The 23,123-nt window shown below is 71.9% G+C and carries 18 protein-coding genes and 1 tRNA gene; 9 read left to right on the forward strand and 10 right to left on the reverse strand.

What is annotated here, in order from left to right:
• Window positions 1-135: 135 nt before the first annotated feature.
• Window positions 136-4,779 (forward strand): hybrid sensor histidine kinase/response regulator, encoded by a 4,644-nt coding sequence (locus ACZ7L6_RS30225; RefSeq protein WP_471929290.1) that lies wholly within the window; start codon window positions 136-138, stop codon window positions 4,777-4,779.
• A 44-nt stretch (window positions 4,780-4,823) separates the two neighbouring features.
• On the opposite strand, the gene ACZ7L6_RS30230 is transcribed toward ACZ7L6_RS30225, so the two are convergent.
• Complete coding sequence (locus tag ACZ7L6_RS30230) at window positions 4,824-5,402, reverse strand: TetR/AcrR family transcriptional regulator (protein ID WP_471929292.1); 579 nt, start codon at window positions 5,400-5,402, stop codon at window positions 4,824-4,826.
• Between the two features lie 128 nt (window positions 5,403-5,530).
• Here ACZ7L6_RS30230 and ACZ7L6_RS30235 point away from each other — a divergent pair, with 128 nt between their 5' ends.
• Window positions 5,531-6,733, forward strand: a complete 1,203-nt coding sequence (locus ACZ7L6_RS30235) for an MFS transporter (RefSeq protein WP_471929294.1) — start codon at window positions 5,531-5,533, stop codon at window positions 6,731-6,733.
• Between the two features lie 156 nt (window positions 6,734-6,889).
• Here ACZ7L6_RS30235 and ACZ7L6_RS30240 read toward each other — a convergent pair whose 3' ends face one another.
• The 6 genes from ACZ7L6_RS30240 to ACZ7L6_RS30265 all read right to left on the reverse strand — a co-directional run bounded on the left by ACZ7L6_RS30240 (window position 6,890) and on the right by ACZ7L6_RS30265 (window position 13,200).
• Entirely contained in the window at window positions 6,890-8,566 is a 1,677-nt protein-coding gene (locus ACZ7L6_RS30240; protein ID WP_471929296.1) for a long-chain fatty acid--CoA ligase, read from the reverse strand.
• Window positions 8,567-8,720: 154 nt separating this feature from the next.
• The gene (locus ACZ7L6_RS30245) at window positions 8,721-9,281 is read right to left on the reverse strand and encodes a SigE family RNA polymerase sigma factor (protein WP_471929298.1); all 561 of its coding nucleotides are present in this window, start codon (window positions 9,279-9,281) and stop codon (window positions 8,721-8,723) included.
• Window positions 9,282-9,871: 590 nt separating this feature from the next.
• Complete coding sequence (locus ACZ7L6_RS30250) at window positions 9,872-11,038, reverse strand: lipid-transfer protein (RefSeq protein ID WP_471929300.1); 1,167 nt, start codon at window positions 11,036-11,038, stop codon at window positions 9,872-9,874.
• On the reverse strand, window positions 11,035-11,511 hold the full coding sequence (locus ACZ7L6_RS30255; protein ID WP_471929302.1) for a MaoC family dehydratase: 477 nt from the start codon (window positions 11,509-11,511) through the stop codon (window positions 11,035-11,037). The genes ACZ7L6_RS30250 and ACZ7L6_RS30255 overlap by 4 nt, the downstream gene beginning before the upstream one ends.
• Entirely contained in the window at window positions 11,508-12,485 is a 978-nt protein-coding gene (locus tag ACZ7L6_RS30260) for a bifunctional MaoC family dehydratase N-terminal/OB-fold nucleic acid binding domain-containing protein (RefSeq protein ID WP_471929304.1), read from the reverse strand. The genes ACZ7L6_RS30255 and ACZ7L6_RS30260 overlap by 4 nt, the downstream gene beginning before the upstream one ends.
• 388 nt (window positions 12,486-12,873) lie before the next feature.
• Window positions 12,874-13,200 carry a hypothetical protein gene (locus ACZ7L6_RS30265; RefSeq protein WP_471929306.1) on the reverse strand — a complete coding sequence of 109 codons (327 nt, stop codon included), beginning with the start codon at window positions 13,198-13,200 and terminating at the stop codon, window positions 12,874-12,876.
• Window positions 13,201-13,577: 377 nt separating this feature from the next.
• Between ACZ7L6_RS30265 and ACZ7L6_RS30270 the strand changes: the two genes are divergently transcribed.
• The 4 genes from ACZ7L6_RS30270 (at window position 13,578) to ACZ7L6_RS30285 (ending at window position 16,124) form a co-directional block, all read left to right on the forward strand.
• A complete protein-coding gene (locus ACZ7L6_RS30270) occupies window positions 13,578-14,444 on the forward strand; it encodes a bifunctional DNA primase/polymerase (RefSeq protein ID WP_471929308.1) in 867 nt (288 codons plus the stop codon).
• A 125-nt stretch (window positions 14,445-14,569) separates the two neighbouring features.
• On the forward strand, window positions 14,570-15,001 hold the full coding sequence (locus ACZ7L6_RS30275; protein ID WP_471929310.1) for a hypothetical protein: 432 nt from the start codon (window positions 14,570-14,572) through the stop codon (window positions 14,999-15,001).
• Window positions 15,002-15,080: 79 nt separating this feature from the next.
• A complete protein-coding gene (locus ACZ7L6_RS30280; protein ID WP_471929312.1) occupies window positions 15,081-15,611 on the forward strand; it encodes a DinB family protein in 531 nt (176 codons plus the stop codon).
• A gap of 144 nt (window positions 15,612-15,755) precedes the next feature.
• Complete coding sequence (locus ACZ7L6_RS30285) at window positions 15,756-16,124, forward strand: amphi-Trp domain-containing protein (protein WP_471929314.1); 369 nt, start codon at window positions 15,756-15,758, stop codon at window positions 16,122-16,124.
• A 134-nt stretch (window positions 16,125-16,258) separates the two neighbouring features.
• Here the strand turns inward: ACZ7L6_RS30285 and ACZ7L6_RS30290 are convergent.
• The 3 genes from ACZ7L6_RS30290 to ACZ7L6_RS30300 all read right to left on the reverse strand — a co-directional run bounded on the left by ACZ7L6_RS30290 (window position 16,259) and on the right by ACZ7L6_RS30300 (window position 19,797).
• Window positions 16,259-16,343 (reverse strand) — tRNA-Ser (locus ACZ7L6_RS30290).
• A 98-nt stretch (window positions 16,344-16,441) separates the two neighbouring features.
• Entirely contained in the window at window positions 16,442-17,992 is a 1,551-nt protein-coding gene (locus ACZ7L6_RS30295) for a serine/threonine-protein kinase (RefSeq protein ID WP_471929316.1), read from the reverse strand.
• 314 nt (window positions 17,993-18,306) lie between these two features.
• Window positions 18,307-19,797 (reverse strand): S1C family serine protease, encoded by a 1,491-nt coding sequence (locus tag ACZ7L6_RS30300; protein ID WP_471929318.1) that lies wholly within the window; start codon window positions 19,795-19,797, stop codon window positions 18,307-18,309.
• Between the two features lie 276 nt (window positions 19,798-20,073).
• Between ACZ7L6_RS30300 and ACZ7L6_RS30305 the strand changes: the two genes are divergently transcribed.
• The 3 genes from ACZ7L6_RS30305 to ACZ7L6_RS30315 all read left to right on the forward strand — a co-directional run bounded on the left by ACZ7L6_RS30305 (window position 20,074) and on the right by ACZ7L6_RS30315 (window position 22,869).
• A complete protein-coding gene (locus ACZ7L6_RS30305) occupies window positions 20,074-20,901 on the forward strand; it encodes a glycerophosphodiester phosphodiesterase (RefSeq protein WP_471929320.1) in 828 nt (275 codons plus the stop codon).
• A 222-nt stretch (window positions 20,902-21,123) separates the two neighbouring features.
• Complete coding sequence (locus ACZ7L6_RS30310) at window positions 21,124-21,762, forward strand: ATP-binding protein (protein WP_471929322.1); 639 nt, start codon at window positions 21,124-21,126, stop codon at window positions 21,760-21,762.
• A gap of 117 nt (window positions 21,763-21,879) precedes the next feature.
• Entirely contained in the window at window positions 21,880-22,869 is a 990-nt protein-coding gene (locus tag ACZ7L6_RS30315) for a DUF5926 family protein (protein WP_471929324.1), read from the forward strand.
• The last annotated feature ends 254 nt before the right edge of the window (window positions 22,870-23,123 follow it).

Below are 23,123 nucleotides of genomic sequence, written 5' to 3' on the forward strand. Positions count from 1 at the left end.
TCGTGCGACCTCGCTCTCATCCGGCGTCGCGAGCGCAACCCCAGCCCTTAGACTCCCTCGCGTGACACGCTGCGGGCCGGTTGGCAAGATGGCCCGAGCGGTCGGCAAGGTGCGGTAACAGGGAGGAAGCGTCTCGTGAGCAGCAGGCCATCCCGAGGCGCTGCTCGCCTCGCAGCCATACTCGACGCGCTTCCCGATGCGTTGCTGCTGGTCAACGCCAATGGGACCGTCGTCAACGCCAACACCATCGCCCTGGAGACCTTCGAGGCGCCGGGGACTGCTCTGGTCGGGCGCGGGCTGCTCGATCTGCTGCCGCACTTCGACTCCAAGCTCATCCCCGGGTCCATGCGGCGGCCCGACCACATGGACCCGCAGGGGCGGACCAAGCCGACCCGGATGATGGCCCGGCGGACGGACGGGACGGAGTTCCCGGTCGAGGTCACGTCCGCGAATCTCGAGAACGGGCAGCAGGCCTACGACGGGTACGGGTACAGCGGTGACGAGCTGCTCATGCTCGTCGTCCGGGATCTGACCGGGACCGTCGACACCGAGGCCGAACTGGCGCGTTCGCAGCGGCAGACCGAGATGATTCTCCGGGCGGCCTCGGAAGGGGTCGTCGGGACCGACACCGACGGGCGGATCGTGCTCGTCAACCCGGCCGCCGCTCAGATACTGGGTTATCGGGCCAGTGATCTCGGCGGGCGAGAGCTGCACACGCTCATGCTGCACTCCCGTGCCGACGGGTCCCCCTTCCCGTACGAGGAGTCTCCGCTCGCCGACACCCTGCGCTCCGGGCGCAAGCACCGGGTCCGCGGTCAGGTGCTGTGGTCCAAGGGCGGGGACAAGGTGTCCGTCGACCTGACGACCGCGCCCGTGCGCGACGGCGACCAGCTCGTCGGCGCCGTGATGACCTTCACCGACCGGCGGCCCTACGACACCCTCGCCGAGGAGAAGGCCGCCGCGGAGCAGCGGCACGAGGAGGAGCTGGAGCGGCTCGCCGAGGAGCACGCCTCCGAGCTGACCGCCCTGCGGCAGAAGCACGTGGCCGAGGTCGAGGAGCTGCAGGAGCGGCACCAGGAGGAACTCGCCGCCGGTGAGGAGCGGTACGCCGCGCTCGGGGAGCGGGAGAAGGACCGGTACGAGGCGCTCGCGGGCCGGCACGAGCAGTTGCTGACGCTGCTCGGGCGCTCGCTGCGCGGGCCGCTCGACGAGCTTCGCCGTGAGCTGGCGGCGCTCGCCGCGGACGACGCCGGGCAGTTGTGGCCCGAGGCCAATCAGGTGCTGCACCACCTGTCCGCCGGATACTCACGGATCACCACGCTGATCGACAACGTTCTTGGGTACCAGCGGCTCGATGCCGGGAGTGACGAGGTCTCGCGTACGAAGGTGATGCTGGACGCCGTCGTCGCCGCGGGTGTCGACGGGGCCGTCGAGCTCATCGGACCGGGGCGGGTGCAGTTCGCCGTGCACGCGCCGCCCATCGAGGCCGAGGTCGACCCGCAGCGCCTCGCCACCGCGCTCGCGCACCTCGTGGCGGATGTCGCGGGGGTCGACGCGACCGGCAACTCGCCCGTGTCGGCGGGCGGTTACCTGGACAACACCGTGGTCGTCGCGGCGGCGCAGCGCGGTGAGGTCGTACGGATCGAGGTGCGGGGGCCGTATGCCGGGGGAGACCCGGTGCACGAGCCGATCGTGCGCGGGATCGTGCGGGCTCATGGCGGCGTGCTGCAGACGCACGAGGTGCCCGGGATGAGCGGCAGCGCGTACGTCCTCGAGGTGCCGATCGGGGGTGGGGCCGGGGCCGTTCCCGCCGCCTCCGACCCTGCTACCGCTGAGGCCGGTGACGGGACCGAGGGTGCCGCCGTGGGCGCCGAGCAGAGTGCCGGCGGCGGTCGGCGACGGGCCCGGCGGTCCTCCGTCGACGCCTTCCTGGAGAGCGGCGACGTTCCCGAGGCCGAGGGCGGCGCGGAGGCCGAGGGTGCGGCGCCCACCGGACGGCGGCGCAGGCGCGCGGCCGCCGCGGAACTCCCCCAGGCAACGGAACTTCCCCGGGGAACGGCGCTTCCCCCGGGTGCGGGAGACGGCGGCGGCGAGGTCTCCGGCGGTACGGGACGGCGGCGCGGACGACCGGCCGAGGACGGCGGGGACAGTGTCGCCGAGGGGGCCGTCGTCACCGCCGCCGAGCATGCGGCAGGGACCGCGGCCGTCGGCAGCGGCCTCGGCGGGACCGTACCGCCGCAGGGCGTGCCCGCGCCCAGTGGGCGACGCGCCCGGCGTGACGGCGGGGAGCAGCACGCGCTGCCGCCTGCGTTGCCTGCCGCCGGTGAGGGCGCTCAGCCTCCTTCCGGGGCCGGTACGACCGACTCGGGCGAGGCTCCTCAGCCGACCGGGCGGCGTCGGCGTGCCCTGGCCTCGGCGGCGGAGCGCGGTGCCGCGCAGGCGCAGGAGGCGGGGCCCCGGAAGGTGTTCGCGCTGCCGCCCGCCGAGGCGGACCGGGGTGCCGCTGCCGGGGCGGAGGGGCAGGGCGGCGCCGAGCCGGCTTCGACTCCGGCTGCGGGTACAACTCCGGCTGGGGCTGGGGTGCCTGCGGCTACGGCTGTGTCTCCGGCTTCGCCGATTGCTCCGGGGCAGGCACCGGTTCCGGTTCCGGGGCAGGCACCGGTTCCGGTTCCGGGGCAGGTTCCGGTTCCCGTGCAGGCTCAGCAGCCGCAGGCCCAGGGACCGGGGCAGGCACCGGTTCCGGGGCACGGCGCTCCCGGTGACGTTCTCGTCGACGAGGGCCGGCACGACGCCGTACCGCACGACCAGGCCGAGGACCACACCCCGCCGCAGCCGCATCCGACCAGCGCGCCGACCGGGCGTCGCCGACGGGCCGTGGGTCAGCCAGCGGAGGCTGCGGGGACGCCCGCGCAGGGAGTTCCGGCGCAGAACGTGCAGGGACAGGGCGTTGCGGCACAGGCTGCCGCTGCTCAGGGTGCGCCCGTGCAGGGCGGCGCCGCTGCACCCGTGCAGGGCACTTCGGGGCAGGGCCTTCAGGTGGCCGTGCCCGGGCAGGCGGCTCCGGCTGTCGCAGGCCAGCCGACCTCAGCGCAGCCGGTTCCTGGGCAGCCGGTACCGGGTCAGCCGGTGCCCGGTCAGGTCACGTCCGCGCAGCCGGTTCCGGGCCAGACGCTGCCCGCCGAGGCGACCCCCGGTCAGGGCGTCCCCGCGCAGGGCACGCCGCCGCAGGGCGTACCGGCCCCGCAGCCGTGGCCCGCCGCGGACGCCACCCCCGGCGCCGGGACGGCCGTACCGGCGAACGGCGCTGCCACGCCCGCCGTTCCCCCGCACGCGGCCGACGCTCCCGTACCGCCGATCGGTGCCGCCACCCCCGTACCGCCGACTCCGCAGACACCTCAGCAGGCCCAGCCTCCGCACGCGGCGCAGCCCCAGCCCGCCCCCGGCACCCCGCCTCCGGGCACTCCGCTGCCCTCCGAAGCCGCCGCGGCAGCCCCGGCCCCGCAGCAGCGGGCGGCGCAGCCCCTCCCTGCCGAGGCCGGCGCTCCGGGTGTGCCCGGCGCCCCGGTCGACCCGAACTCGACGCAGGGTCGGGCGATCAGTGTGCGGACGTTGGGGCAGGGGGTGCCGTTCACTCGGCAGGCGGCGCAGGTGCAGCAGCCCGCGCTCCCGCAGCCGCCTCAGTCGTCGGCCACGCCTCCCCCGCACCAGACCGGTGGCGGCGGACGGCGCCGCAAGCTGGGTACGCCGCCCGACCCCGCCGCGCGGGCGTCCGCCCCGGCGGAGCAGACGGCGCGGCCGCATCCGCCGGCCGAGACGCCGGTGCCCGCACAGCCGGTGCAGGCGCAGCCCGTGCCCGCACAGCCGTCGCTCGGCGGCCAGCCCCAGCCGTCGCAGGCCGGGCAGTCGCGGCTGGCGCCGATGACCGAGGGCGCCGGGCGGTCGTACGCCATAGGCGCGCCGGACGAGAACGCCGCCGAGGGACCCGAGCCGTTGGACGGGCCGGGCGGTGCCATCGAGGTCGCCGACACCCCGCGCCCGCAGCCGATGGACGACGAGCTGCCGCCGGAGCCGCTGGACAACCCGCGGCGGCTGCTGGTGTGGCCGGCGCCGGACGTGACGACCCAGCAGGCGCTGAGCGACCGCGGCTACCGGCCGGTGATCGTGCACTCGCGTGAGGAGGTCGACGCGCAGATCGCGGCGTTCCCGGCCGCGCTGTTCGTCGACCCGCTGACCGGGCCGATCACCCGGACCGCGCTGCAGTCGCTGCGGCAGGCCGCCGTCGCGGCCGAGGTGCCGGTGATGGTGACGGCCGGGCTCGGACAGGCCTCGCGGGAGGCGGCGTACGGCGCCGATCCGGCCGTTCTGCTGAAGGCGCTCGCGCCGCGGGACACCGAGCAGCACCCGCCGCGCGTCCTGCTCATCGAGGAGCACGCGGAGATCGCGCTGGCCCTGACGGCGACGCTGGAGCGGCGCGGGATGCAGGTGGCGCGGGCCGCGAGCGACGCCGACGCGGTGACGCTCGCGGGTGACTTCCGGCCGAACCTGGTCGTGATGGACCTGATGCAGGTGCACCGGCGCCGGGCCGGGATCGTCGACTGGCTGCGTGCGAACGGGCAGCTCAACCGCACGCCGCTCGTCGTCTACACCGCCGCCGTCGACCAGGCCGACCTGCCCCGGCTGGCCTCCGGCGAGACGGTCCTGTTCCTCGCCGAGCGGTCCACCAGTGGTGAGGTGCAGGCGCGGATCGTGGATCTGCTGTCACGGATCGGGACCAACTGACCCGGATCGGGGCCAACTGACGCCGAGCGCCCGGGTGACGTACGTCAGCGCGCGATGATTCTGCGCGCCGCCTCCTTGATCGAGGCGCGCAGACGGTCGCGGTCGGGATCCTCGCCGCCCACCAGGATGCGGCTCATCTGCGGCACGACGGTGGCCCAGTTGGCCATCGCGACCAGCAGGAACAGCAGGTCCTGAGCGGGGATCGCGTCGGTGATGACGCCGCGCTCCTGACCGTCCCGGACTGCGGCGACCTTGTGGGCGTAGTGGTCCTGGCGCTCGGTCTCGTCGGGCAGCTCGGTCGTGCCGTACTGAATGCCCTCCCAGTAGAGGAGGCGCAGCAGTTCGGGGTGGGCGGCGTGGTAGTCCATCACCCGGTCGAGCCAGCCCTCGATGTCGTCCGGGTCGACCGGGACGGCCGCCGCCAGGTCGACCATGCAGCGGCCGAGGACCTTGGAGAAGAGCTCCGCCTTGTTGCCGTAGTAGGCGTAGATGAGCTGTTTGTTCGCCTTCGCCTCGGCCGCGATGCGGTCCACGCGGGCGCCCGCGATGCCGTGGCGGGCGAACTCGGCGACCGCCGCGTCGAAGATCCGGGCTCTGGTGGCCTCGGGGTCCCTCACTGCCATGGGTTCAGGGTAGCGGGGCAGGTAACCAACCGTTTGGTTGACACGGAATTCGTGAGAGGCGCAGACTGTTGAGGTATTCCAACCAACCAGTTAGTTGTTAGAGCCGACTCGAAGGAGTGCCTCCGCTCATGCCGTCGACCACCACGGCCCCCCGTCTCCGGGCGTCGGCCCCTCGGACGGAGACGTCCCGCTTCTTCCTCCCCCTCATCGCCCTGTGCTCCGCCGTCACCGCCGCCAACATCTACCTCGCGGCGCCGCTGCTCTCGGTCATCGCGCAGGACTTCGGCACCGCTCCCTCGGCCGTGGCCTGGATCGCCTCGATCGCGCAGTTCGGCTACGCCGCCGGCCTGCTCTTCTTCGCCCCGCTCGGCGACCGCGTGAGCCGGCGTCCGCTGGTCGCCGTGCTGTCGCTGGCCACGACCGCGGCCCTGGCCGTGGGTGCCGCGGCGACGGGGACCACCGCGCTCGCGGCCGCGGTCCTCGTCGCCTCCGCCGCGACCGTCGTCCCTCAGCTCCTGGTCCCGCTCGTCGCCGAACGCGCCCCCGCCGAGCGCCGCGCCCGCCATGTCGCCGCCGTCATCGCCGGGCTCTTCACCGGCATCGTCGCGGCCCGCGTCCTCGGCGGCCTCGCCGGGCAGGCCTTCGGCTGGCGGTGGGTGTTCGTGGGCGCGGCCGTCCTCACCGCCGTCCTCGGCCTGCTGACCGCCGCTGTCCTGCCTGCCGAACGCCCCCGCCGCACCGGCGGCCTCGGTGGTCTCTTCTCGGGCCTCACCGCGATGCCGGGTCTGGTACGCCGCTCCCCCGACCTGTGGCGCGCTTGCATACGGCAGGCCGGGATGTACGGCGCCTGGAGCGCCCTGTGGACCTCGCTGGCCCTGCTGCTGACAGGTGAGCCGTACGCCCTCTCGACCGCGACCGCCGGGCTCTTCGGCCTCTTCGGACTGGCGGCGAGTGTCGTTGCCCCGCTCGCGGGCGGCCTGGTCGACCGCTTCGGCGCCGCCAGGGTCGTACGGTCCGCGTATCTGCTCGCCGCCGTATCCGTGCCGCTGTTCTGGCTGGGCGGACGGGTGTTGGTCGCGCTCTTCGTGGCCGCGGTCGCCATCCACGCCGCGCTGGTCGCGTCTCACGTGGCCAACCAGACGCTGGCCCTGACCACCACGTCCGCGCCCGCGACCGCCAACAGCGCCTACGTCGTCGCCGGCTTCGCGGGCGGCGCCACCGCGTCCGCCCTGGCGGGCTTCGCCTTCGGGCAGTGGGGGTGGGGCGGAGTGTGTGCGGTGGCGGGGGTCTGGCTGGTGGTGGGATGGGGGGTGACTGCGGGGCGGCGGTGACGATGTCGTACGACGGTGACGGTGCCGGGCGGCAGTGAGTCCTACGGCGGTGAAGGCGCTGTTCCTCGGTGGGCGTACGGCCGGGAAGGCGCCGTACCGCAGTGAAGTACTCGGCGGCCGGGACGAACCCACCTCGTCCCGGCCGCCGTATGCGTGTCAGAGCTGGGTGACGTCCAGGTCGCCCTCGGCGTACTGCCTGCGCAGCACCTTCTTGTCGAACTTGCCGACGCTCGTCTTCGGCACCGCCGGGATGACCGACCAGCGCTCCGGGAGCTGCCACCTGGCGATCTTGCCCTCGTCGGCGAGGAAGGCGCGCAGGTTCTCGAAGTCGGCGGTGGCGCCCTCCTTCAGGACGACCGTGGCCAGCGGGCGCTCGCCCCACTTCTCGTCGGGGACGGCGACGACGGCGGCCTCGGCGACGTCCGGGTGGGACATCAGCGCGTTCTCCAGCTCGACCGAGGAGATCCACTCGCCGCCGGACTTGATGACGTCCTTGGCGCGGTCGGTGAGGGTGAGGAAGCCGTCGGCGGAGATGGTGCCGACGTCGCCGGTCTTCAGCCAGCCGTCCTCGCTGAACTTGTCGGCGGGGCGCAGGGGTTCGCTGTCGGGGCCGTTGTAGTAGGCACCGGCGATCCAGGGGCCGCGCACCTCCAGCTCACCGGCCGACTCGCCGTCCCAGGGGAGGCGCTCGCCGCCGGGACCGGTGAGGCGGGCCTCGACGGAAGCGGGGAAGCGGCCTTGGGTGAGGCGGTACGCGAACTCCTCCTCCGTACCGACCGCGTGGGCCGGCGGACGGGCGATCGTGCCGAGCGGCGAGGTCTCCGTCATGCCCCAGGCGTGGCAGACCCGCATGCCCAGCTTGTCGAACGCCTGCATGAGCGAGGGCGGACAGGCCGAGCCGCCGATCGTGACCTGGCCGAGGGTGGAGACGTCCCGGGGCTTGGCGGTGAGCTCGGCGAGCAGGCCCTGCCAGATGGTGGGCACGGCGGCCGCGTGGGTCGGCTTCTCACTCTCGATCATCTCGGCGAGGGGCGCGGGCTGCAGGAAGCGGTCCGGCATCAGCATGTTGACGCCGGTCATGAAGGTCGCGTGCGGCAGGCCCCAGGCGTTGACATGGAACTGCGGGACCACGACGAGCGAGGTGTCCTCGTCGGTCAGACCCATCGACTGGGTCATGTTCACCTGCATGGAGTGCAAGTAGATCGAACGGTGGGAGTAGACGACGCCCTTCGGGTCGCCCGTGGTGCCGGAGGTGTAACACATGGAGGCGGCCTGCCGCTCGTCCAGCTCCGGCCAGTCGTACGTCGTCGGCTTGCCGGCGATCAGTTCCTCGTACTCGTGCACCTGGACGGAGGCGTCCGCGAGCAGGGAACGGTCACCCGGGCCCGACACCACCACGTGCTCGACCGTCTTGAGGTGCGGGAGCAGCGGGGCGAGCAGGGGGAGGAGGGAACCGTTGGCGATGACGACCCGGTCGGCCGCGTGGTTCACGATCCAGGCCAGCTGCTCGGCCGGGAGGCGGAGGTTGAGGGTGTGGAGGACCGCGCCCATGGAGGGGATGGCGAAGTAGGCCTCGACGTGCTCGGCGTTGTTCCACATCAGGGTCGCGACCCGCTCGTCGCCGGCCACGCCCAGGTCCTCGCGCAGGGCATGCGCCAGCTGGGCCGCACGGGCACCGACCTCGGCGAAGGAACGGCGGTGCGGCTCGGCCTCGCCGGTCCAGGTGGTGACCTGCGATGTGCCGTGGATCGTCGACCCATGGGTCAGGATCCTCGAGATCAGCAGCGGTACGTCCTGCATGGTGCTCAGCACGGCATCCTCCCGGGGCGACATTGCCTACGCGGTGGTCTGGGTTGCGCTGATTCTGCTCACATACCGCGCGGTATGTCACTAGGGGCCGCTGATCGATCAGGTCACGTTGACAAACCGGCCCGGGGGCGGCACCCCAGCCGACGGCGCCGCAGGTACCGGATGCCTGTCGAAGTGCCTATCGAACGAGGCCCAGCTCAGGATCCTCACGCAGCTTGCCCAGCGCACGCGACACCGCCGACTTCACCGTGCCCACGGACACCCCGAGGACCTCGGCCGTCTGAACCTCGCTGAGGTCCTCGTAGTACCGCAGGACGACCATCGCCCGCTGCCGCGCCGGCAGCCGCATGATCGCGCGCCACATGGCGTCGTGCAGCGCCTGCTTCTCCGCGGGGTCGTCGTCGTGGCCGGGCAGGGGCTCCGGCTCGGGCAGCTCGTCGCAGGCGAACTCGTCGACCTTGCGCTTGCGCCACTGTGACGTCCGCGTGTTCAGCAGCGCCCTGCGCACATAGCCGTCCAGCGCGCGATGGTCCTCGATGCGCTCCCAGGCGACGTAGGTCTTGGTGAGCGCGGTCTGCAGCAGGTCCTCCGCGTCGCTCGGGTTCGCGGTCAGCGACCGGGCGGTACGCAGCAGCACGGGCTGGCGGGCCCGCACGTACGACGTGAAGGAGGGGTACGTCGCGTTCGGAAAAGCCCGCGGCGCGGCGTCGGAGGCGCTGGTGCAGACGGGTGTGGTCATGGCTCCACGCTATGAGCGGCCCCTGCTTCAGCGGATCGGCCGCAGGTGCCGAAGCAGCGTCCGCCTCAGGTTGTAGGGGTGGGGCTGACTCCACCTCCTGAAGGTGGACGAGCGGGGGACGCATACTGCGGGATTACCCCTGGGGGTCGTACGTCGGCCGCAGGCCGGGGCGTCCGTGGGCAGCGGGCGACCGGGGGCAGCGGCCAGCCGCGGGCACAGAGGCTCTGTGGGCAGCGAGGCTCTGTGGGCAGCGAGGCTCTGTGGGCAGCGAGGCTCTGTGGGCAGCGGGCATCCGTGCGCACCGAGGCTCTGTGGGCAGCGGGCATCCGTGCGCACCGGGCAGCCGTGGGCAGCGGGGCGGGACGTCGACCGACGGCTGCGCCTCCCTCTGCCGCGCGGAGCGGAGGGCGTCGGCGGACGGCAGGCGGTGAGCCTCGGCGGGTGGCAGGACGGCAGGACGGCAGGCGGTAAGCCTCGGCGGACGCCAGGCGGCATCCGTCGGCGACAGAACAGCGGCATCCGACGGGCAGCATGCCGACGGCACCCGTCGGCGGGCTGCGGCATCCTCCGCGCACCGGCGGGTCGGCCGGTCACGTGTCGGTGGCGAGGACCAGGCCCGACGTCGGCACGCCCGTACCGGCCGTCACCAGCACCCGTTCCGCCGCGGGTATCTGGTTCACGGACGTCCCCCGTACCTGCCTCACCCCTTCCGCGATGCCGTTCATCCCGTGCAGATACGCCTCCCCGAGCTGCCCCCCGTGCGTGTTGAGCGGCAGCCGCTCCTCGGCCACGAAGTCCCCGGCCTCCCCCTTTCCGCAGAACCCGAACTCCTCCAGCTGCATCAGCACGAAAGGCGTGAAGTGGTCGTACAGGATCCCCACGTCGATCTCCCCCGGCCCCAGCCCCGCCGTCCGCCACAACTGCCGTGCCACCACGCCCATCTCCGGCAGGCCGGTGAGGTCGTCCCGGTAGAAGCTCGTCATCTGCTCCTGGCCCCGGCCGGCGCCCTGGGCCGCCGCCGCTATGACGGCCGGCGGGTGCGGCAGGTCCCTGGCCCGGTCGACGGAGGTGACGACGAGCGCCTGGCCGCCGTCCGTCTCCTGGCAGCAGTCCAGCAGCCGCAGCGGCTCGACGATCCAGCGCGAGGCCGCGTGGTCGGCGAGAGTGATGGGTCTGCCGTGGAAGTACGCGGCCGGGTTGGTCGCCGCGTGCTTGCGGTCCGTCACCGCCACATGCCCGAACACCTCCGGCGTCAGTCCGTATGTGTGCAGATACCGCTGGGCCGCCATCGCCACCCACGATGCCGGCGTGAGCAGCCCGAACGGCAGCGACCAGCCGAGCGCCACGCCCTCCGCCGACGGCTCCCGGTGCTGCACTCCCGAGCCGAAGCGCCGCCCCGACCGTTCGTTGAACGCCCGATAGCAGACCACCACCTCCGCGACCCCCGTCGCCACGGCGAGCGCCGCCTGCTGCACGGTCGCGCAGGCCGCGCCGCCGCCGTAGTGGACGCGGGAGAAGAAGGACAGCTCGCCCATCCCGCAGGCCTGGGCCACGGTGATCTCCGGGCTGGTGTCCATCGTGAACGTCACCATCCCGTCCACGTCCCCCGGTGTGAGCCCGGCGTCGTCCAGCGCGGCCCGCACCGCCTCCACGGCCAGCCGAAGCTCACTGCGCCCCGAGTCCTTGGAGAACTCGGTGGCCCCGACACCGACGATCGCCGCCCGCCCGGCCAGGGCGTCCCGCGTGTGCACGCTCATGCCGGCCCCTCCGCCGCCGCAGTGCCGGTGCCCTCCGGGAGCCCGGTGACCGCCGACCCCGCCGACCCCGCCGACCTGGTGATCGCCGGCCCCGCCGGCACGGTGACCGTCACCGTGCCGGTCACATGTCTGCCGAGGCCGTTCGCGCCGACCACGCGGACCCTCGCCGTGTCACCGTCGACGTCCTCGACCGTGCCCGTCAACACCATGGTGTCGCCGGGGTGGTTGGGCGCCCCGAGCCGTATGGCCACCCTGCGCAGTACGGCCGTCGGTCCGAAGTGGTCGGTGATGTAGCGGCCGACCAGGCCGTTCGTCGTCAGGATGTTCATGAAGATGTCGGGGGACCCCTTCTCGCGGGCCAACTCCGGGTCGTGGTGCACGTCCTGGTAGTCGCGTGAGGCGATGGCCCCGGCGACGATCAGCGTGCGGGTGATCGGAATCTCCAGCGGGGGCAGTTCGTCACCGGCGTTCACGCGACCTCCTCCCGCACACGGAAGACCGGCAGCACCAACTCGTCGTCGTACACCTGGAATTCGAGCCGTACGGGCATGCCGATCCGCACCTTGTCGTACGGCACGCCCACGACGTTGCTGATCATCCGCACTCCCTCCGTCAGCTCGATCAGCACGACCGCGTAAGGGCCCGCCGTGTCAGCGGCATGGTCGGGTGCCGTGAACGCGGGGAAGGGCGGGTGGTGCATCACGACGTACGAATAGACCGTCCCCTCGCCGCTCGCCTCGACCGTGTCCCAGTCCAGGCCGCCGCAGGCGTTGCAGCCGGGCAGCCAGGGGTGGCGCAGCGTGCCGCAGTCGGTGCAGCGCTGGATGAGCAGGCTGCGTCGCCGGACGCCCTCCCAGAAGCCGGCGTTGTCGCGGTTGACGACGGGGCGGGGGCGCTGGGGCTTTTGCTGCCGGTCCGGCTGCTCTGCCCGGCGTATGGGCGCGTACTTGAGGATGCGGAAGCGGTGGGTGCCGGCGAGGTCGGCGCCGACGTGGATGTCCATGCGGGTCGTGACGAAGTACCCCGTGCCGAGCTTGGTCGTCTTCTTCTCCGACACCGACTCGATCACCGAGTCGAAGGTGATCTCGTCCCCGGGCCGCAGGGGCCGTAGGTACTCCTGCTCGCAGTCGGTGGCGACGACCGAGGTGTAGCCCGCCTCGTCAAGCAGGCCGAGCAGCTCGTCGTACGCGTGCGCTCGTCCCGTATGGCCGGAGAGGCCGCCCATGGTCCACGCCTGGAGCATGGTGGGTGGTGCTGTGGCGTCCGGTCCCGAGTACGCCGGGTTGGTGTCGCCCATCGCCTCGCACCAGTGCCGGATCATGGGCGCGTTGACGGGGTCCTTGCCCGCGCGGGCGACCGCGGCCGGTTCGCCCTCGTAGGCCTTCAGTCGCGTCTCGAGCGTGTCGCCCGTCGCCATCTCGTGGCTCGCTCCCGGCTCGTGGCTCATCGTCGCCCCCTCGTCCTCACCGGCCTCGTCGCCCCACGGCGCATCGCACTGACACTTCTGGTACACCGCAGCCGCCGATCCGGTTCCCACTCGTCTCCCACGACTTTTCGGGAACGTTCCGGAGCGCGGCGGCCGGCGAGGCCCACGAAGGTTTCTGACTGTCCGTCAGATACGGCTCACTGTCAAGGTCGCCGAGAGGCCCTCGGCACGCCGCCTGCGGCAGCACCAAAACACCGCCCGCCTAGGGCAAAGCGCCTGCGCCGCAGCACAAAACGCCTGCGCGGCGGCACCGAAGTACCGCCGCGCAGGCGCGTTACACCCCACAAGCACACCCGAGACACATCCGAGGGGGCCGATGCGTGAGCACCGGGGCACCGGCCCCCTCAGCTCACCACCAGAGCGGCGTGAAGTTGACGGCCGCGTTGTCGTTGCCCTGGTTGACGGCCGTGAACGCGGAGCCGTTGACGTGGGCGGTGTTGCTCTGGTTCGAGGCGCCGGAGCCGGTCGCCTGCTGCTGAGTGGTGGACGCGGTGCCGTAGTTGTCGCCGCCGACCCCGCTGCCCACGAGGCCCTGGGCGGTGTTCGTGACAGCCGCACTGGATCCGTCGTCCGCGATGGCGCCGTTGTCCGCCGCGGCGACGCCGGCGAACAGAGCGGCGGCGAGCGGGAGGGCGGAGACGGCTGCGATGACGCGGGCGGTACGGATGCTTGCCATGTTGTTCCTCCAGAACAGGTGCGCCCAGGCTCCCCAGCCGGACGCATAGGTAGTGCATGAAGTACTGCTCGCTCCAAGGCAGTTGGCCGACGGCCCCGGAGTCCTGCACGACGTCGCGAGATCAGAGTTGCCCACCGAATCCCCGGCGAACCACCCCGGAAGCCTCTATTCGCCCTCAAGCGTGATGACAAGTCGATAAACCCCTTTCACCACTTCCATTGACGAGTCGGGACAGTACGGGCAGCTCTGCCCCAAGTCCCCCAAGCGGTGAAGCGTTCCTGCTCACTTCCGGCCAATCCCTGCCGACCGGCGCGTCGCCCGGCGGAGCGCACCCATTTCCCCTTTCTTTTTTCGAACACTCGTACGAACATAGAGGTATGGCCACCACCGACCGGCAGGCCACGACGCTGGCCCTCGCACACGCCCTGTCAGCCGCCGAACGCGGACTGGCCGTCATCCCCCTGTCCCGGACGAAGCTCCCGGCCCTGCGCTCCCCGCACCGCGACGACCCCGATCCCGCGCCCTGCCACGGCGAGTGCGGCCGCTTCGGGCACGGCGTCTACGACGCCTCCACCGACCCCGCCCGTATCCGCGAACTCTTCGCGGCCGCCCCCTGGGCAACGGGCTACGGCATCGCATGCGGCCTGCCGCCCCACCATCTGATCGGCATCGACCTCGACACCAAGTCCGGTACGGACTCCTCGGCCGCCCTGCGCGAACTGGCGCTGCGCCACCTGTTCACGATTCCGCCCACGGTGGTCGTCCTGACCCCGAGCGGCGGCCGCCACCTCTGGCTGACCGGCCCGCCCGACGTCGTGGTCCCCAACTCTGCGGGCCGCCTCGCGCCCGGCATCGACATCCGGGGCGCCGGCGGCTACCTCGTCGGCCCCGGCTCCCGTACCGACCACGGCGTCTACAGCACCGCACCGGGCACCTCCCACATCGCCCCCGCGCCCTGCCCGCGCGCCCTCCTGCGCCTTCTGCTCCCTCCACCCCGCACGCACCACCCCACGCCCCCGGCGACCGGCGGCCACGGCCAGGGACTCGTCCAGTTCGTGCTCGCCGCCCACGAAGGCCAGCGCAACACCCGCCTGTTCTGGGCGGCCTGCCGCGCCTACGAGGACGGCATCGGCCCCGCCCTCGTCGAGCCCCTCGTCGAGGCGGCCCTCAACACAGGCCTGACCGAACGCGAGGCCCGGGCCACGATCGGGTCGGCGGCGCGGATGACGGGGCACCGGCTCTGAACGGGCGCCGGCGCCCGACAGGTCTTCGCACTTCACGTGGCCTTTGCACGTCACGTGGCCTTTGCACGTCACGCGGCCTTGAAATTCACGGGAGCTCGATGCACCACCGCCCTAGAGTGCCGACCATGTCGCTGACCCGCGTCGTCCTCACGTCCGGCCGCTCCCTCGACCTCTCCGAGCTGCGGCTCTCCTCGACGTACGGCGGAATGCTGGAGGGCTACCCGTGCAGGCTGGTCAACGACATGAAGATCAAGGGCCTGGTCCGCGCGGCCGAGCAGGACCACCCTTCCACTCCGGTACACCTCGTCCCGCCGCCGCGCGAGTATCCCGACCAGTACGCGGGTGCCTTCGGCCCGGTCGAGGTGCTGCCCTCGGTGGCCTGCGTCGGCGCCTTCCGCTCCACGGCCCTCGACCGCGACCACGACCCGGTCCTCTACCGCTCCGCCCTCACGATCATCTGGTTCCAGCCCACCCCGCACGTGCCGTCCGGCTGTGATGCGGAGGAGGCGCTGCGGGAGGTTCCCTGGGAGGAGCTGGCGCGGGACTACGAGCTGTAGCGGCACTCCGAGCTCCGGGCGGCCGTAGCGGCGAAAAACGGCTTGTCCCGGAGGGGAGCCCGTATGCCAGGGTCGGCCGATGGGCGTTTCCCGACCTGAGCTGATGCGGTGGCAGTTCGATGTCACCTGGGCGTTGTTCGAGTACCACCTCGACCGGCTTCGGCCCGAGGATTTCCTGTGGGAACCGGCGCCGCACTGCTGGACGGTACGGCAGGCCGCCGACGGCACCTGGGTCCAGGACTGGGCGGAGACCGAGCCCGATCCGGTGCCCGTGCCGACGATCGCCTGGCTGAGCTGGCACATCGGCTGGTGGTGGAGCGTGGCCACCGACCATCTGCGGGGCCGCCCGCCACGGGATCGGACCGACGTCACCTGGCCCGGTGACGGGAAGGCGACCGTCACCTGGCTGCGCGACCTGCGCGCCGACTGGCTGGCGGCTCTGGACCGGCTCGACGACACGGACCTGGACGCCACGGCGCCGTTCCCCTGGCCGAACGACCCGCAGTACACCGTCGCCCACATGATCGGCTGGGTGAACGCCGAGCTGATGAAGAACGCCGCGGAGATCGGGCAGGTGCGGCTGCTGCGGGCTCAGGAGCCGGGGCGCTGAGACGTCGCCGCCGTCGCAGTGCGAAAGGGGGTTGGGGGCACCTGCGCACGACCGGGTCGACGGGTGTCTCTCAGCGAGATGTCCGGCCAGGCGATTGGTACCAAAATGAGCGTTATCTGATATTCACGCTGGATCGGAGACGCCATGAAGGACCTCAAGCTCGAGCAGAAGCGCTCGCTGTCACGCCTTGAGGCCGCTGATCAGCTGGAGGCGCTCGCGGCAGCGCTCAGGCAGGGCGGGGACGCCGAACTGGAAATCGACCCCTGGAAGCTGAGCTTGCGGATCCCTGCCGACCTTCGCAGCGAAATCGAGCTCGAAGTCAGTGACGGGGAGATCGAGCTGGAGATCGAGTTCACGTGGCCGACCGGAACGGCCGCCCAGGCAGCCTCCTCCGAGGCGGCGGCAGACGCGGAGCCGGCCGCGGACAGGCGGAAGAGATCGTCTGCCGGTCCCGGGCGAACCCGCAGCAGCGGCGGAAGAACCGCCAAGCGCACTGCCTCGAAGAAGTCGTGAGCCCCACCTGGGCCCGGCGCCACGAGCTCCGCAGCGCGCGAACCGATCCGGCAACGCACCGCCTTGGGACTGCGAGAAGGGGCGCCCGGACATCCGGGCGCCCCTTCTCACCTGCGCTTACATCGCCTGACAAGCGGTGGGTGTGGGATTTGAACCCACGGTGACTCGCGCCACGACGGTTTTCAAGACCGTTCCCTTAGGCCGCTCGGGCAACCCACCTTCGCCCCGGCCCACCAGGGGCGGAGCGGGTACAGCGTACCGGCACCGCGCGTTGCGCGGGTTTCGTGGGCCCGATGGGCGGCGATGGCCCCCTGGCGTCACGCCTTGTCGGTCAGGCGGACGCCGTTGACGGCAGTGTCGAAGTCCGGGCGGTACTCGTGCCATTGCGCGTCCGGGGCGGAGAGGTAGATCACGTACTGGGTGCCGTCGGCGCTCGCGAAGGCCAGCTCCGCCGCCCGGTACTTGCGTGCTCTGCCGTCGAAGGTGAACTCCCAGTACCCGGCGGGGCGTCCCCGGAAGGTCGTCTCGGCCATCCGCACCCGTTCGTAGTTGCGGTTGTCGCGGGCGGTCTGTTCCTCCTCCGTCTCACGCCAGTGCTGCAGCGGATCGGTGCCCGCGAACTCGATGACGTTGACCCTCAGGCCCACCAGTTCCGACGGGTCGATGTAGGCGACTTCACCCCCCGGCAGCGTGCTCCTGGTCCAGTCGTCCCGGACGGGCACGGAGATGCCGCTGTCCGGCTCCACGAGGCGGTATCCGTCGGGGAGCGGCGGCACGGTGGGGCTGGTGGTCGTGGTCGGCGTGGACGACTCGGACCCGGACGCGCGCGTGCTCGGACGGTCATCCGACCTGCCGTTGAACCACCACACGGCGCCGCCCGCCAGACAGGCAGCGAGGATCACCGCGAGGACCGACCGCACCATCGTGCGACCGCGGTTGCCGCCGCTCCCACGGCCGGCGGGCGCCAGGTCGTCGACACGGTCCGGCCGTGTGGGTGGATCGAGACGCGCGGTTCGTGTGCCGGTCAGGTCGCCCAGGCGTCGTTCGACCTCGTGTACGTCCATGCGCTGACCGGGATCCTTGACGAGCAGGCCCTCGATCACCGGGGTCAGGTCCCCGGCGTTGCGCGGTGGGTCGTACGGGTCCGTTGCGATGGCGTACGCGGTTTCGATGGGCGTGTGTCGGCGGAACGGGTCCCGTCCCTCGACCGCCTGGTACAGCGTCGCCCCCAGGGCCCACAGGTCACTGGCGGGGCCGGTCTCGGGATGTGCGCCCTTGAGGCGTTCGGGCGCCAGATAGCCGATGGAGCCGATCAGCTCGCCGGGCTTGGTCAGCGAGGACGTTCCCGACTCCAGGGCGATCCCGAAGTCGGTGAGGACGATCCGCCCGTCGTCGCCGAGCAGGACGTTGGCGGGTTTGACGTCCCGGTGCAGGACCCCGGCGTCGTGGGCGGCGCGCAGGGCCGCGGTCATGGCCCGGCCGATCCGGGCGGCTTCCTCGAGGGGCAGCGCACCCCGGCGCTTCAGTACGTCGCTCAGCGTGACCGAGGGTATGTACTCCATGACGATGCACGGCAGTCCCTCGTCGTCGAGCACGTCGTGCACCACGATCACGTTGGGATGGGTGATCCGCGCGGCGCTGCGGGCCTCGCGGCGGGTGCGCTCGTAGAGCGTGCGGACCTCGTCGTCCTGCAGATGCGGCGGGACGCGCAGCTTCTTCACGGCGACCTGGCGTCCGAGCAGCTTGTCCTCGGCACGCCATACGGTGCCCATGCCGCCGCTGCCCACCCGCTCCACCAGCAGGTACCGGCCGGCGACGAGCCGCCCCAGATCGGTCACCGCGAGACCGTCCCCTTCTCTGCTTCCCATTCGCGGCTCTGCTTCCCATTCGCGAACAGTCGAAATCGAGAAGGCACGATAGCCCATCCGAACGTATGGCCACGGCCGCCGTCCGATCGGCAACTCCCGCCGCGCACCGCGCACTCCGCGCCCTGACGAACAGCTCCCTGGCCGCCCGCCCGCGCCGTCGCCCTGGGAACCGACGCGGACTCGGTGAAGAGGCGCCTTCCGGCCAGGAGGACGCGTCTCGTCGCGTCCCGGTTCCCCACCTCTTCCCCGAGGGGCACGCGCGCGTGCCCCTCGGCCATTGGCGGAGCCGGGCCTACGCGCGCGTGCCCGTGGCGTCAGCTGTCGCCGGTGCGGGAGCCCAGGGTCAGGTCGACCGTGTGGGACTTGCCGTCCCGTTCGTAGGTGATCGTGACCTTGTCGCCGGGCTGGTGGGTCCAGATCTCGCCGATCAGGGTGGGGCCGGAGTCGATCACCGTGTCGTCGAGCTTGGTGATGACGTCGCCGGGCTTGAGGCCGGCCTTGTCGGCGGGGCCGCCCTGTTCGACCGGGTCGGCGCTGCCGGCGCCCTGGTCGACGATCTTGGCGCCGTCGGAGGTGTCCTCCGTGGAGACGGAGGCGCCGATCTTGGCGTAGACCGGCTCGCCGTTCTTGATCAGCTGCTCGGCGACGTACTTGGCCTGGTTGATCGGGATGGCGAAGCCGAGGCCGATCGAGCCGGACTGGCTGGTGCCGCCCAGGCCGTTGGCGGCGGACTGGATCGCGGAGTTGATGCCGATGACATTGCCCTGGGCGTCCAGCAGCGGGCCGCCGGAGTTGCCCGGGTTGATCGAGGCGTCCGTCTGCAGGGCGCTCATGTACGAGGCGTTGCTGCCGCTGCCGTCGCTGGAGGCCACGGGCCGGTTCTTGGCACTGATGATGCCCGTCGTGACGGTGTTGGACAGGCCGAAGGGCGCGCCGATCGCGATCGTCGAGTCGCCGACCGCCACCTTGTCGGAGTTGCCCAGCGTCAGCGGCTTGAGGCCCGAGGGGGCGTCCTTGAGCTTGATGACCGCCACGTCGTAGCCCTGCGCGTGACCGACGACCTCGGCGTCGTACTTCTTGCCGTCGGGGAAGGTCGCCGTGAGCTTGCCGCCGTCGACCGCGTCGGCCACCACGTGGTTGTTGGTGAGGATGTGGCCCTCGGTGTCGAAGACGAAGCCGGTGCCGGTGCCGCCCTCGCCGCTGCTGCTCTCGGCCTGGATCGTGACGGTGCTGGGCAGCGCCTTGGCGGCCACCCCCGCGACGGTGCCGGGGTCCCGCTTGAACGAGCCGCCGCTGTCGGAGGCGGAGACGGTCGTCGAGGAGGTGTTGTCGTCGTTCTTGGCCAGCGTGTAGCCGAGGCCACCGCCCAGGCCGCCCGCGACCAGCGCGGCGATGAGGACCGCCGCGAGCAGACCACCGCGTCCGCGGCCGGACTTGGGCGCCGGCTGCTGGTACGTGGCACCCCAGCCGGAGCCCGCACCGGCACCGGCACCACCTGCGGCGGCGCCGCTGCCGGCGTACGGCGGCGTGCCGGGCGGCGGCGGGGGCGGCCAGGAGGCGTCGGGGGCCGAGCCCTGGGGGGCGGGCGGCTGAGCTCCGTTCGAGGCAGCCGGGGCGGCGTACGGCTGGGTGCCGTTGGAGCTCGCCGGGGCGCTGTCCGGTACCGGTGGGAGCGGAGCGGTCGGGGCGGCATCGCCCTCGGGCGCCGGACGCTCCTGGGACGCAGGAGCAGCGGGAGCATCCACCGGCACGGGGGGTGCGGACGGGGCCGGGGGTACCGCGGCGCCCTCGTTCTCGGTGCTCACAGCTTCTCTCCTCGATCCACGGCTGTTGTCTTCGGTCGCACGGTCACGCCCGTTCACGCTTGCCAGTACTTGTCGGCGGTCGGTGCGCTTCAGCTGTGCATGCCATTTATGTATGCCGTCAGCTTTTCCCACGGGCCGTCAGAGCACCATAAGCGGTCGCTGTGGGTCCACGGCCAATCCTTATATTGCTCATGTGAGACTAAACGGGCGCAATCCCGGTGCCCCCGGGACTCCTCCGGTCGCACGACTACCCCGGTGCGGTGGCACCATGACGCGGTGACCCACGTACGGCAGCACCGGATCCAAGTCGTCGCCCATCGCGGAGCCTCCGAAGACGCTCCGGAGCACACCCTGGCCGCGTACAAGAAGGCGATCGAGGACGGTGCGGACGCCCTCGAGTGCGATGTGCGCCTCACCGCGGACGGCCATCTGGTGTGCGTCCACGACCGCCGCGTCAACCGTACGTCCAACGGCCGCGGCGCGGTCTCGGCCCTGGAGCTCGCCGAGCTGGCCGCCCTGGACTTCGGCTCCCGGAAGAATCGCGACTCGTGGAAGAACCGGAGCGAGGAGCCCGACTGGGAGTTCCGGCCGGAGGACCCCGAGGACACCTCCGTGCTCACCCTGGAGCGGCTGCTGGAGCTCGTCGCCGACGCGGGGCGCCGGGTGGAGATGGCGATCGAGACCAAGCACCCGACGCGCTGGGCGGGGCAGGTCGAGGAGCGGCTGCTGCTCCTGCTGAAGCGGTTCGGGCTGGACGCGCCCGCCTCGGCCGAGGAGTCCCCGGTGCGCGTCATGAGCTTCTCGGCGCGCTCGCTGCATCGCGTGCGTGCCGCCTCGCCGACCCTGCCGACGGTCTATCTGATGCAGTTCGTCTCACCCAGGCTGCGGGACGGCCGGCTGCCCGCGGGCGTCCACATCGCCGGGCCCTCGATCCGGATCGTGCGCAGCCACCCGGCGTACGTGGAACGCCTGAAGCGGGCCGGGCACCAGGTGCACGTGTGGACGGTGAACGAGCCCCAGGACGTCGACCTCTGCGTCGAGCTGGGCGTCGACGCCATCATCACCAACCGCCCGCGCGCGGTGCTGCACCAGCTCGGCCGCTGACATGCGCGCGTGCTCCGAGCAAGCGCGCACAGGTGAGGGAAACGCGCGCGTGCGCGCGCAAACCGGAGGCCGAAACTTCTGAACCTCACCAATCCCTGCACAACCTATTGACCCTCGAGCCCCATCAGCCTCATTCTCCACTCTCGGCCACACCGTCGAATTCCAGCCATCTCGATTACAGGGAGTGCTCCGGCGCGTTCGGTGCGTATTCGATCGTTGCGAGTGCGTCACCGGACATTGATTGGCCGGTTTCCGGTACAGGCCAATGGGGCATCCACACCGTGGCGTGGGGCAAAGGAGGTCTCGGGGGTGGCGTTGGTGGTGGCACAGGAGGTGCCCACGTCGTCGAGCATGGCCGTACCCCATGGCCCTGCGGGCGTGGGGGAAGCGAGACACCGTATGCGCTCGCAGTTGCGCAGGGGTGGCGTGGCGGAATCGGTCATCGACGATGCCGTACTGATTCTTTCCGAACTCTTGAGCAACGCGTGCAAACACGGTCGGCCGCTGGGCGACGCCCTGTCCGGGGACGGTGACGTCCGGGCCGCATGGCGCGTGGACGCGGGCGGCAGGCTCACGGTGGAGGTGACGGACGGCGGCGGGCCCACCCGCCCTGCTCCGGCCACGCCCTCGGTCACCGCACACGGCGGCCGCGGGCTGAACATCATCACCGCCCTGGCCGACGACTGGGGTGTGCGGGACGACGCCCGCGGGGAGGTCACGGTGTGGGTCGTGGTCCACGGCGACGTTCATGATCCGGACGCCGGGCACCGCCGCGACGACTTCGCTACGCGCGTTGCGGCGCCACCGGTGGGTGCGATATCCGCCCTCGACTTCGCGGACGCCTTCGACGACCTGGATTGAGCGCACGCCCCAATTCCCGGCACGACCCGTGGGTTGTCCACAGGCTCCCGCCGGTCATGGCCTGAACGGCTAGGCTCGCGCCCGTACAGGACGAGCCGTATCCGGGAGACACCCACGATGGCCAAGAAGCGAGCCCAGACCAAGGCCAAGCGCCCGCAGATCAGCGACGGAGCCCGCGCCGCAGGCGCTGATGGGAACTTTCCGGTTGTCGGCGCGCGCGAGCCCTGCCCCTGCGGCAGCGGCCGGCGCTACAAGGCCTGTCACGGCCGGGCCGCCGCGCACGCGGTGACCGAGCTGGTGCAGCGCCCGTTCGAGGGGCTTCCGGGCGAGTGCGACTGGGTGGCCCTGCGCGAGCTGGTTCCCGCCGCCACCGTCGAACTGCCCCTGAAGGGTGGCCTGCCCGAGGGCGTCCCGTCCGTCACCCTCGCCACCGTCCTGCCGATGGCCTGGCCGGCCCTGCGCCGCGACGACGGCTCGGTACTGCTCGGCCTGCAGAACGACACGGCGTCGGGCGACATCAGCCGCGACCTCGCCGACACCCTCCAGCAGGCCCTCGTCGCACAGCCCGGCACCCCGGTCCAGGGCCGCCGCGCCCCGGCCGACGGTCCGCGACTGCAGGATCTGCTCGACCCCGAAGGCGCGTTCGAGCCAGTTGTGCACCCGGGCTTCGAGTTCTGGGTCCCGGACGCGGAGAACGCCACTCCGGAGGTGGCCGCCTCCCTGGAGCGGGCCAACGCCGCGGCGATCCCGACCGTCCGGCTGACCGGCGTGGACGCCGCCTACTGGTGCGAGACCCCGGAGAAGAACCACCTGCGCTGGGTCATGCCGCACCCCGAGGAGCAGCTTCTGGACGCTCTCGCGCGGCTGCACGCTGCGGGCCGGTCGAACCTCGGTGAGGGCACCCGGCTCGTCGGTTCCTTCCGTGCTCACGGCCTCACCGTGCCGGTCTGGGACCTGCCGAGCGAGGTCGGCGCGGAGGACGTGGAGAAGCCGGCGGCCGAGTTCGCCGAGCGCCTCGCCGCGGCCCTGGCCACGGACGCTCCGCTCACCACGGACGAGCGCCGCGCGCGCGGCGGACTGACCAACCGGCAGGTCACGCTCAGCTGATGCGGGCCGCGGAGATCGGGTTCGGCTGACCGACCGTTCAGCCGAACCGGCCGTCGCCGAAAGGTGAATCCGCTCACAACTCCCATGCGGAGCAAGGGAATCCGTGACTGGAAAGCCCGGATCGAATTTGCGAACCGCCGATCTCTTGTTACCGTTCCATTAGCCCGGTTGCTGGTGCATCCCCCGTCGCCAGCAACCGGGTCTTTCCATGTGCGCAGCCCTTTACGGAACGACGTCACGTGTCAACTGCCCGT

Source organism: Streptomyces sp. NPDC107522, from assembly GCF_055657525.1.

What these genes read in the sequence shown, in the direction of transcription:
- ACZ7L6_RS30280 (WP_471929312.1), top strand. Translation starts at nt 15,081, where the DNA reads ATGGGCGTTTCCCGACCTGAGCTGATGCGGTGGCAGTTCGATGTCACC.
- ACZ7L6_RS30250 (WP_471929300.1), bottom strand. Translation starts at nt 11,038, where the DNA reads ATGAGCGTGCACACGCGGGACGCCCTGGCCGGGCGGGCGGCGATCGTC.
- ACZ7L6_RS30235 (WP_471929294.1), top strand. Translation starts at nt 5,531, where the DNA reads ATGCCGTCGACCACCACGGCCCCCCGTCTCCGGGCGTCGGCCCCTCGG.
- ACZ7L6_RS30270 (WP_471929308.1), top strand. Translation starts at nt 13,578, where the DNA reads ATGGCCACCACCGACCGGCAGGCCACGACGCTGGCCCTCGCACACGCC.
- ACZ7L6_RS30260 (WP_471929304.1), bottom strand. Translation starts at nt 12,485, where the DNA reads ATGAGCCACGAGCCGGGAGCGAGCCACGAGATGGCGACGGGCGACACG.
- ACZ7L6_RS30245 (WP_471929298.1), bottom strand. Translation starts at nt 9,281, where the DNA reads ATGACCACACCCGTCTGCACCAGCGCCTCCGACGCCGCGCCGCGGGCT.
- ACZ7L6_RS30285 (WP_471929314.1), top strand. Translation starts at nt 15,756, where the DNA reads ATGAAGGACCTCAAGCTCGAGCAGAAGCGCTCGCTGTCACGCCTTGAG.
- ACZ7L6_RS30315 (WP_471929324.1), top strand. Translation starts at nt 21,880, where the DNA reads ATGGCCAAGAAGCGAGCCCAGACCAAGGCCAAGCGCCCGCAGATCAGC.
- ACZ7L6_RS30265 (WP_471929306.1), bottom strand. Translation starts at nt 13,200, where the DNA reads ATGGCAAGCATCCGTACCGCCCGCGTCATCGCAGCCGTCTCCGCCCTC.
- ACZ7L6_RS30240 (WP_471929296.1), bottom strand. Translation starts at nt 8,566, where the DNA reads ATGTCGCCCCGGGAGGATGCCGTGCTGAGCACCATGCAGGACGTACCG.
- ACZ7L6_RS30295 (WP_471929316.1), bottom strand. Translation starts at nt 17,992, where the DNA reads ATGGGAAGCAGAGAAGGGGACGGTCTCGCGGTGACCGATCTGGGGCGG.
- ACZ7L6_RS30230 (WP_471929292.1), bottom strand. Translation starts at nt 5,402, where the DNA reads ATGGCAGTGAGGGACCCCGAGGCCACCAGAGCCCGGATCTTCGACGCG.
- ACZ7L6_RS30275 (WP_471929310.1), top strand. Translation starts at nt 14,570, where the DNA reads ATGTCGCTGACCCGCGTCGTCCTCACGTCCGGCCGCTCCCTCGACCTC.